Genomic DNA, 10,062 nt, shown 5'->3' with positions numbered 1-10,062 from the left:
ACCATCAACCCGGCTCGTGACCGCTGAAGTCAGCACCACACGTTCACAGTCGGTGGATCAGGGCTCAGGCCCCGAGCGCTCGCCGTACGGCGGCGCGCAGGTCGTCGGCGTCGAACGGCTTCGCGACCCGTTCGTGGCCGGTGCGCTCGATCCGGTCGATGACCTGCCCGGTCCACTGCACGGTCACGAACACGGCGGGTACGTCGGGCCAGTCGGCCGCCAGCTCGCCGAGGAGCGTCACGCCGTCGGTGTCGGGGAGCGTGTAGTCCATCAGCACCAGGTCGGGCCGGTAGTCCGGCTCGGCCGCCGGCAGGCCGCGCGCCCGCGCGCCGTCCGGCACGCCGCGCAGCTCGTGCCCCTCCCGCAGCAGGCAGTGCGCGATCCAGTCGCGCACGTCGGAGTCGTCCTCGACGATCAGCACCCGAGCCACGGGGACGACACTAGATCAGCCGTGCCTACGGCGCGCCCAGCCGGTCCTGGCAGAAGGCGAGGTTCTCGCGCAACCGCGGGTCGTCGGGCCGCACCGCCAGCGCCTGCTGCGCCGCGATCACGCCATCGGCGTACCGACCCGCCCAGTAGCTGCTGATCGCGACCTCGTCCCAGGCCCGCCAGGTGTGGGCGTCGGCGTCCACGAACAGCGCGTCGGCCGGCGGCGCCGGGATCTTCGTCGCCGCCCGGGCGTAGAGCAGCGCGACGTCGAAGCGCTCGCGGCCGCGCTCGAACCGGGCCAGCTCGACCAGCGGCTCCGCCCGGGCGGGGCCGGACTGGTACGCCGCCAGGTAGGCCTCCGCGACCTGCTCGGCCGGCGCGCCGAGGCGCTCGAGGAGGACGGCGACCTGGAACCGCGCGTACCACTGCTCCTGGTCCCAGCCGGCCGGGTTGGCGGCCCGGACCCGGTAGGCCGCCAGCGCCGGCTCGAGCTCGCCGGCGTCGCGCCAGGACTGGGCGAGGTAGAACTGCGTGCGCGGGTCGCCGGGCCGTGCGCGCAGCTCGGCCTCCAGCAGCGCGGCGTCCTTCAGGTAGGTCTCCGGGTCCCGCGAGCGCGCGCCGTCGTGGTGCTGCACGACCACCGGCGCGTCGATGGCCGCGACGGACGCGCCGGGCAGGTCGAGGTGCTCGTGGACCGCGCCCGTCCAGCGCCACGGCCGGCCCAGCCGGACCAGGTGCAGCCGGCGGAACCGGGTGGCGCCGTACCGGACCTCCAGCAGGTAGCCGTCGGCGGTCAGCTCCGGCCAGGCGGCCGGCGCGTGGCCGACCTCGTCGTCGGCGTCGATCCAGAGCACGTAGTCGTCGGGGCGGGCGGCGTCGAGGGAGCGCGCGGCCGCGAGAGCCTCGTTGCGGTTGTGGCCGAAGGAGACCCACGGCCGCTCGATGAGCAGGCCGGGGACGCCGGCCATCGCGCGACGGACCAGGTCCTGGGTGCCGTCCGTGGAGCCGGTGTCGCTGACGACCCACCAGTCGACGTGCGGACGGACGCTGCGCAGGCACCGCTCGATGACGGGTGCCTCGTCCTTGACGATCATGTGCAGACCGACGCTCGGCATGCGCGGAAGCCTAGGGCGTGTTGATGTCAGACTGTCCGTCGTGTCGAAGTCTGCCCGCCTCCTCAGCGCCGTCGCCGCGCTCCTCCTGACCCTCACCACCGTCGCGGGGTGCAGTGGCGACGACTCGAAGAAGGACGCCGCGGCCGTCGCGTCGTCCCAGGCGGCCGCCGCGGACGCACTCGTGCAGCAGGGCCTCGATCAGCTCGGGAGCGGGGACACGGCCGGCGCGAAGGCGACCTTCGCGAAGGTCCTCGACGTCGACCCCGACAACAAGTACGCCCACTTCAACCTCGGGGTGATCGCGCAGCAGGCCGGCGACGCCAAGACCGCGATGCGGCGGTACGACAAGGCGATCGCGAGTGACGACGCGTTCGCCCCGGCCCTGTTCAACAAGGGCATCCTCACCGAGCCCGCCGACCTCGAGCAGGCCGTCGAGCTGTACCGGCGCGCGGTCGCCGCCGACCCGAAGATGGCCGCCGCGTACATGCGCCTCGGGTTCGCGCTGGTCGACCTCGGCCAGCAGGACGAGGGCGCGCAGTTCCTCGGCAAGGGCGTGGCGCTCGACCCGGCGATGGCCGACGTCGAGGCGCCGTCGTACGACTGAGTACGTGTTGGGAAGGGGTCGGCCGTCGCGAGCGTCGTATCCGGTGCGTGCCTGGCAAGGCGGAGGAGGGAGGCGGGACGGCCGGCGACCGACGACAACGCGGTCCAGGTGCGTGCCGGGGCGGCGCGCAGCAGGCCATGACCCTCTCTCAACACGTACTGAGGTCAGCCCGGCAGCCGGTAGTAGACGTAGGTCCGCGGTCCGCTGCCGACCAGGACGTAGCTGCGGTCGAACCAGCCGAGGAGCTCCGGGGTCCACGGCACGTAGTTGCTCCGTGGGACCGACAGCACCACGTAGTCGGCCTGGCGCAGCCAGGTGGCCCACTGGCCGACGAACTCGTCCCGGTACGGCGGCGGCGAGGTCGGCGGCGCCAGGTCGTTGCCGACGAACCAGGCGCCGAACGGGTCCAGCGGCACGTCGCACGAGCGCGGGGCGTCGAGCCGGTCCGACACCAGCAGCACCGTGGTGAGGTCGGAGACCACGCAGGACCCGCTCGGGACGTAGCGGCGGACGAGTGCCGCCGGGTCCGCGCTCTCGCCGGTGTACGCGCGCGACCGGTCGACGGCACCGGGGACCAGCAGCGCGCCGCCGGCGACGACCGCGGCCACGACGACGAGCGGGAGCCGGCGCAGGCGGGCGGCGCCGGCGAGGGTGTCGACCAGGACGGCGGCGCCCCACCCGACCGGGAGCGCGACGAACGCGACCACGACGTAGGCGTAGTGGTCGAAGAACTGCCGCTGCTGCGCCATGCCGGCGAACACGGCCGCGCCGGCGACGGCCGCGATCGCATGCATGCGGGTGAGCCGGCGCCGCCAGAGCCGGACGCCGAGGCCGCCCAGTGCGACCGCGACGGCCGCTGCCAGCATCCACGCGGCCCGGTCGGTCGGGACGGGCGCGATGTCGAGGCCGAGGACCACCGCCAGCCGGTCGCGGAGGCCGGCCCCGCGGTCGCCGTCCTCGCGGCCGAGCTGGACCAGGACCACGTCGCGGACGAACGTCGCCGGCGCGAGCAGCGCCAGCGGCAGCGTCGGCAGCGCGAACCCGGCCAGCAGCCCGAGGCACCAGTCCCGCAGGTCCCGCCAGCGCGGCAGCAGGCCGAGGAGGACGGCGACCGCGACCAGGACGCCGAACAGCTTGAACGCCACGGCCAGCCCCACGAGGGCGCCGGCGAGCAGCACCCGTCGCCGCGGCGCGAGCCCGCCGCCGGCGGTGCCGAGGACCGCGAGCCCGGCCAGGGCGAACAGCACGACGTACGGCTCGAGCAGCAGGGTCTGCGTGGCGGCGTACGACGCCGGCATCAACGCGAAGAGGCTCGCGGTCGTGAACACCGCGAGGCGTCCGCCGCTGCGAACGACCGCGCCGGCGAGAAGCACGTTCACCCCGGCGGCCAGGACGGTCAGCACCCGGACCGCCGCGAGCGCCACCGAGCCGCTCGTGAGCTCGCCGAGCGCCGCGAACGGCAGGCCCATCCAGACGACGGCCGGCGGGTGGAGCAGGTCGTAGTCGAGGTACGGGAGCTGACCGTGCAGGAGCCGGACCGACGCGCCGAGGTAGACCCCGTCGTCGTACCCGGTGCCGGTGTAGCTGTGCACGCCGGCCAGGGCGTCCCGCGGGGACAGCGCCGCGGCGGCGACCACCCAGGCGACCACGGCGGCGGGCACGGCCGGCAGCAGCGCGGTCGGACCTCGAGGCGGCGGCACCCGGCACATCATGCCGCTCCACGGGCTCGCGCGGGCCGCAACCGCGGTCTAGTCACCGAGAGCGGGAATCTAGGCGCCGGTCACGGCGGCCCCCTAGGCTGCCGCCGTGACCGCCTTCTCGCGCTCCCGGGGCCTGGTAACGATCTCGCTCGCGACGCTCGCCCTCACGGCCGGCATCGGCCAGGCCGGGGCCGTCGCCGCCTCCCCCGGACGACACGACTCGATCACCGCGTGCTTCAACAAGCGGACCGGTGACCTGCGCATCCTCCACGGCACTCCGAGCGACTGCCGGCCGGGCGAGCGCTTCATCCGCTGGAAGAAGCAGGGCCCGGCGGGTCCGAGCGGTGCCCAGGGCGCGACCGGCGCTACTGGTGCCACGGGTGCCACCGGAGCGACGGGGGCCGCGGGAGCTGATGGCGCCACCGGGGCGACCGGGGCACCGGGTGCGAACGGAGCGACGGGCGCCACCGGCGCCGCGGGTGCCACCGGCGCCGCGGGTGCCACCGGAGCGACGGGCGCCGACGGCGCGACCGGGGCCACGGGCGCTGCCGGCGCGACCGGGGCGACGGGCGCCGACGGCGCGATCGGCATGACCGGTGCCACCGGCCCGACCGGGGCCACGGGCGCGACCGGTGCCGACGGCCTGACCGGAGCCACCGGATCCGCTGGCGCGATCGGCATGACCGGACCCACCGGAGCGACGGGCGCCGACGGCGCGACCGGGGCTACCGGACCCACCGGAGCGACCGGAGCCGCAGGCGCCGACGGACCCACCGGCGCGACCGGATCCGGCGCGATGCTCTCCAGCAGCAGCGGCACGGCCGCGGCCGTCACGACCGCCCTCGGCGGCTTCAACAACACCGTGGCGGTGCTGCCGATCAGCGGCGCCGGCTCGGTCAGCGGCGTCACGACGCTGGGTGGCGTCGTCGACACCACCAACAGCAATGCCGCGGGGCTGGCCCAGCCGATCACACGCAACCGCATCATCACCGGCATCAACGGCTACTTCACGTCCGCGAACGCACTGGCCCTGGTCGGGTCCACCCTCACGCTCAACGTGCAGCTGTGGACCGCCCCGACCCCGGACAACACCTTCACCCCGGTCCCCGGAGCGACGTGCACCCTGGCTCCGCCGCTCACGGGCATCGTCGCGACCGGGACCATCGGCAGCTGCGCGACGACCGGGCTGAGCATCCCCGTCACCAACCAGACCCAGGCCATCATCGTGGTGAGCGCGGAGGTCACCGCCGGTCTCGACGTCGCGACGACCGTCACCGGCTACTGGGGCGCCGGGCTGGCGCTCTCCTGACCTGAGCTGGCGCTCTCCTGACCTGAGCCTGAGGCCCAGAGGAGCCGGCGGACGGCGTCGCCTAGCGCCTGCTCACCGTCGACCCCTGCCTCGGCGACGAGGGCGAGCAGGCGGTCGCCGAGACCGTCACCGGGCGGAGCCGCCGGGCGGCCGGACCGCTCGAGGCGGTCGAGCACCTTGTCGGCGTACAACAGCGCGGACAGGCCGGGCGGCAGTCCGTCGGTGACCGACGTGCGCTGCTTCTCGGTGGCCTTGATGTGCTCCCACGCCTCGTTGATCTCCGCGGGCGACCCGCCCGGTGCTGAGCCGAAGACGTGCGGGTTGCGGCGGTGCATCTTGGCGGCGACGTCGGCGGCGACGTCGTCGATCGTGAACTCGCCGCTCTCCTCGGCGATGACCGCGTGGAAGTAGACCTGGAGCAGCAGGTCGCCGAGCTCCTCGCGCAGGTGCCCCCAGTCGCCGGTCCGGTCGCCGGTGTCGATCGCCTCGAGGGTCTCGTGGGTCTCCTCGAGGAGGTAGCGGGCCAGCGACCGGTGGGTCTGGCCGGCCTTCCACGCGCACTCGGCGCGCAGCCGCCGCATCACCTCGAGGAACTCGAGGAGTGGTTCGCCGGACGCGGGATCAGCCACCGCAGCGCTGGCTCGGGGGGAGCCCCGCCGCGTCGCTCTGGCCGGACCCGCCCGGCGCCGCCGCCTTCGCGGTCGCGCTCACGGGGTAGGAGACCTGGGTGTCGACCCGCGCGAGGCTGCCGTCGCCGATGCCGGCGGAGTACCGCGGGTCGATCCGCACCTCCTGGCCGGCGAGCCAGTCCGCGAACGCCTTCTGGCCGGCCGCCTGCGCTGCCTTCTGCGCGGCCTTCCCGTCGCCGCCGCCGACGAGCTGCCGGCCGACGGCCAGCTGGATCGCGGCGGCGTAGGGCTGGGCCAGGTTCACGGCCCGCACCGCCTCCTGCTGGTCGTCGGAGAGCCCCGCGATCGCCTGCTCCAGCGAGCTCGCCTGGTCGTCGTAGGCCGCGTCCGGCTCGGCGCCCTCGAGCGCGGCGTACTGCTCGGCGGCCGCGCGCAGCGCCAGCGACCCGGCCACCTGCGAGGCGACGACCGAGTTCGCGACCACCTGCCCCTCCTGGAGCTGGGTCTCGATCGCGGAGCAGTACGTCGAGGCGGTGTCCTGGACCTCGGCCAGCGAGATCGTCTGATCGCCGACTCGCGCGGCCACACCGAGGTTCCACCCCGAGGCCCCACCGGTGGCAGAGCAGCCGGTGAGCAGCACGGTCGAGGCGAGGGCCAGGCCGACGAGGCTCCGGGTGCGGATCACGTGCTCTCCTTCGATTCGGACACGGGGTCGAGGACGGTGTCGATCACCTGCCGGGCCCATTCAAGCAGGGCGATGCCCGTCAGCGGCCGGCCGGTGGCCCCCGGGGTGCCCGGGCGGGGCACGAGCACGGTCCGCACGGGCGCCTTGACGATCGACTTCGGGTAGAGCCGGTTCAGCCGGACCACCCGCGAGTCGGGCAGGTCGACCGGCGCGAACCGCACGTTGCGGCCCGCGATCGTGACCTCGCCGACGCCGGCTCGGCGCGCCCGGGCGCGGAACCGCGCCACGAGCAGCAGCGAGACCACCTCGACGGGCGGCTCGCCGTACCGGTCCAGGAGCTCCTCGTCGATGAGGTCGACGTCCTCGTCGGAGCGCACCTCGGCGAGCCGCTTGTACATCTCCAGCCGCAGCCGCTCGCTCGGGATGTAGCCGTGCGGCAGGTGCGCGTCCACCGGCAGCTCGATGCGGACCTCGTCGAGCTCCGGCTCGCCCTCGCCCTTGAACTCGTGCACGGCCTCGCCGACCAGCCGGACGTAGAGGTCGAACCCGACGTCGGCGATGTGGCCGGACTGCTCGCCGCCGAGCAGGTTGCCGGCGCCGCGGATCTCGAGGTCCTTCATCGCGATCGCCATGCCGCCGCCGAGGTCGGAGTGCTGGGCCAGCGTGGCGAGCCGCTCGTGCGCGGTCTCGGTCAGCGGCTTCTCGGCCGGGTAGAGGAAGTAGGCGTAGGCCCGCTCCCTGCTGCGGCCCACGCGGCCGCGCAGCTGGTGGAGCTGGCTCAGCCCGAGGGTGTCGGACCGCTCGATGATCATCGTGTTGGCGTTGGAGACGTCCAGGCCGGACTCGACGATCGTGGTGCACACGAGCACGTCGAAGCGCTTCTCCCAGAAGTCCAGCATCACCTGCTCGAGCTGGTGCTCCCCCATCTGGCCGTGCGCGGTCGCGACCCGCGCCTCGGGCACCAGCTCCCGGATCCGGGCCGCGGCCTTCTCGATCGAGCTGACCCGGTTGTGGATGTAGAACACCTGGCCCTCGCGCAGCAGCTCGCGGCGTACGGCGGCGACCACCTGCCGGTCCTCGTAGCCGCCGACGTAGGTCAGCACCGGGTGCCGCTCCTCGGGCGGCGTGGTGATCGTGGACATCTCGCGGATGCCGGTGATCGCCATCTCCAGCGTGCGCGGGATCGGCGTCGCGGACATCGACAGCACGTCGACGGAGGTGCGGAGCCGCTTCATCTGCTCCTTGTGCTCGACGCCGAAGCGCTGCTCCTCGTCGACGACGATCAGGCCGAGGTCCTTCATGCGGATGTCGGGGTTGAGCAGCCGGTGGGTGCCGACCACGATGTCCACCGACCCCTCGGCCAGCCCCGCGATCACCTCGCGCGCCTCGGCGTCGGTCTGGAACCGGCTCAGCCCCTTGAGTACGACGGGGAAGCCGCTCATCCGCTCGCCGAACGTGCTGAGGTGCTGGGTGACGAGCAGCGTCGTCGGCACCAGCACCGCCACCTGCTTGCCGTCCTGGACCGCCTTGAACGCCGCCCGCACCGCGATCTCGGTCTTGCCGTAGCCCACGTCGCCGCAGACCAGCCGGTCCATCGGCACCTGGCGCATCATGTCGCCCTTGACCTCGTCGACCGTGCCCAGCTGGTCGGGGGTCTCCTGGAACGGGAACGCGTCCTCCAGCTCGCGCTGCCAGGGGGTGTCGGGGCCGAACGCGTGGCCCCGCGTGGCCTGCCGGGCGGCGTACAGCTTGATCAGCTCGGCGGCGATCTCGCGGACCGCCTTGCGCGCCCGGTTCTTGCGCTTGGTCCAGTCGGCGCCGCCGAGCCGGTCGAGCGAGGGCTGCTCGCCGCCGACGTAGCGGGTGACCTGGTCGAGCGCGTCGGCCGGGACGTAGAGCCGGTCCGGCGGGCCGCCGCGCTTGCCGGCGCCGTACTCGAGGACGAGGTACTCCCGCACCGCGCCGCCGACCTCGCGCTGCCTCATCTCCACGAAGCGCCCGACGCCGTGCTGCTCGTGCACGACGTGGTCGCCGGCCGACAGCTCCAGCGGGTCGATCTGGCGCTTGCGGCGCGCCGGCATCCGGCGCATGTCGCGGGTGGAGGCCCGCTGGCCGGAGAGGTCCTCGCCGGTGAGGACGACCAGCCGGTTGCGGTCGTCGACGAGGCCGTGGGACATCGAGCCGCAGCAGACGGTCACGACGTCCGTGGTCACGGAGTCCACGTCGGGCAGCTCGTCGACCAGACGCGCCGGCACGTCGTGCTCGGCCAGCACCTCGCGCATCCGCTCCGCCGGCCCGTGGCCGGCGTGCAGCACGACGACGCGGTAGCCGTCGCGGCGCCAGCGGTCGATGTCGCCGATGGCGCGCTCGATCTCGCCGCGGTAGGCCTCGGCCGGACCGGCGGCGAGGACTCGCGTGTCGTCGCCGGCGTCGAGGCCGAACGGGCTGACGGTCCACCACGGCTTGCCCTGGTCGAGCGCGCGGAGGCGGACGTCGCCGATCTCGCGGTACGACGCCGAGCCGAGGTCGACCGGCGCCGTACCCCCGCCCGCGGCGGCCGCCCAGCTCGCGCCGAGGAACTCCTCGCTGGTCGCGACCAGGTCGTGGGCGCGGGTGCGGGCGCGCTCGGGGTCGAGCACCAGCACATGGGTGTCGTCGGGCATCAGGTCGACGAGCAGCTCCATCTCGTCGACGAGCACCGGCGCGAGGGACTCCATGCCCTCGACCGCGATGCCGGCCGCGATCTTGTCGGTGAGCTCGAGCAGCTGCGGGTGCTGCCGGCCCAGCTCGGCCGCCCGCGCGCGCACCTCGTCGGTGAGCAGCAGCTCGCGGCACGGCGGCGCCCACAGCCGTTCGGCCTTCTCCAGGGTGCGCTGGTCGGCGACCGAGAACGACCGGATCTCCTCGACGTCGTCGCCCCAGAACTCCACGCGCAGCGGGTGCTCCTCGGTCGGCGGGAAGACGTCGACGATGCCGCCGCGCACCGCGAACTCGCCGCGCTTCTCGACCAGGTCGACACGGGAGTACGCCGCCGCGGCGAGCCGGCCGACGACGTCCTCGAGCGGGGCGCTGGCGCCGGGCGCGAGCTCGACCGGCTCGAGGTCGCCGAGCCCCTTGACCTGCGGCTGGAGCACCGAGCGCACCGGCGCGACCACGACCTGCAGCGGGCCGTTGCCGGCGTCGCCGCCCGGGTGGCGCAGCCGGCGCAGCACCGCGAGCCGCCGGCCGACGGTGTCGCTGCGCGGGCTGAGCCGCTCGTGCGGCAGCGTCTCCCAGCTCGGGTAGTAGGCGACCAGGGCGGGGTCGACCAGGTCGCCCAGCGCCGCGACCAGGTCCTCGGCCTCGCGGGAGGTGGCGGTCACCGCGAGCACGGTGCGGCCCGCGCGGACCAGCCCCGCCACGGCGTACGGTCGGATCGCCTCGGGCCCGGTGAGGTCGAGCGCCCGCACGGCCCCGTCGCGGGCGTCGGCCAGCGCCTCCGCCAGCGTGGGGTCGGCGAGGACGGCGTCGGCCAGGCCGGACAGATGGCCGGAGAGGTGCACATCGATCCCTTCGAGCAGCACGGCAGCCCCCGACCGGGGACCGGCAGGG

The 10,062-nt window shown here is 74.4% G+C and carries 8 protein-coding genes; 2 read left to right on the top strand and 6 right to left on the bottom strand.

Features of this window, described 5'->3' with window-relative positions; all coding sequences use genetic code 11:
• Positions 1-64: 64 nt before the first annotated feature.
• Together ACYVKX_RS10340 and ACYVKX_RS10335 are read right to left on the bottom strand one after the other, a co-directional pair.
• A complete protein-coding gene (locus tag ACYVKX_RS10340; protein WP_460831637.1) occupies positions 65-430 on the bottom strand; it encodes a response regulator in 366 nt (121 codons plus the stop codon).
• A gap of 25 nt (positions 431-455) precedes the next feature.
• Positions 456-1,544: a glycosyltransferase gene (locus ACYVKX_RS10335; protein WP_460831634.1), complete on the bottom strand. Its 1,089-nt coding sequence runs from the start codon at positions 1,542-1,544 to the stop codon at positions 456-458.
• A 40-nt stretch (positions 1,545-1,584) separates the two neighbouring features.
• Between ACYVKX_RS10335 and ACYVKX_RS10330 the strand changes: the two genes are divergently transcribed.
• On the top strand, positions 1,585-2,148 hold the full coding sequence (locus ACYVKX_RS10330) for a tetratricopeptide repeat protein (RefSeq protein ID WP_460831632.1): 564 nt from the start codon (positions 1,585-1,587) through the stop codon (positions 2,146-2,148).
• Between the two features lie 164 nt (positions 2,149-2,312).
• Here ACYVKX_RS10330 and ACYVKX_RS10325 read toward each other — a convergent pair whose 3' ends face one another.
• Complete coding sequence (locus ACYVKX_RS10325; protein ID WP_460831629.1) at positions 2,313-3,848, bottom strand: ArnT family glycosyltransferase; 1,536 nt, start codon at positions 3,846-3,848, stop codon at positions 2,313-2,315.
• A gap of 106 nt (positions 3,849-3,954) precedes the next feature.
• Between ACYVKX_RS10325 and ACYVKX_RS10320 the strand changes: the two genes are divergently transcribed.
• Positions 3,955-5,157, top strand: a complete 1,203-nt coding sequence (locus ACYVKX_RS10320; RefSeq protein ID WP_460831626.1) for an exosporium glycoprotein BclB-related protein — start codon at positions 3,955-3,957, stop codon at positions 5,155-5,157.
• Here the strand turns inward: ACYVKX_RS10320 and ACYVKX_RS10315 are convergent.
• The 3 genes from ACYVKX_RS10315 to mfd are packed head-to-tail and all read right to left on the bottom strand — an operon-like array spanning position 5,127 to position 10,034.
• On the bottom strand, positions 5,127-5,786 hold the full coding sequence (locus tag ACYVKX_RS10315; protein WP_460831623.1) for a nucleoside triphosphate pyrophosphohydrolase: 660 nt from the start codon (positions 5,784-5,786) through the stop codon (positions 5,127-5,129). The genes ACYVKX_RS10320 and ACYVKX_RS10315 overlap by 31 nt on opposite strands.
• On the bottom strand, positions 5,779-6,471 hold the full coding sequence (locus ACYVKX_RS10310; RefSeq protein ID WP_460831620.1) for a hypothetical protein: 693 nt from the start codon (positions 6,469-6,471) through the stop codon (positions 5,779-5,781). The genes ACYVKX_RS10315 and ACYVKX_RS10310 overlap by 8 nt, the downstream gene beginning before the upstream one ends.
• A complete protein-coding gene (gene mfd / locus ACYVKX_RS10305) occupies positions 6,468-10,034 on the bottom strand; it encodes a transcription-repair coupling factor (protein ID WP_460831617.1) in 3,567 nt (1,188 codons plus the stop codon). Before mfd ends, ACYVKX_RS10310 begins: the two co-directional genes overlap by 4 nt.
• Positions 10,035-10,062: the final 28 nt, after the last annotated feature.

Source organism: Nocardioides hungaricus, from assembly GCF_054782915.1.
Note: the sequence above shows the minus strand (reverse complement) of the source record. Positions and strands in the feature narration are given on the sequence as shown.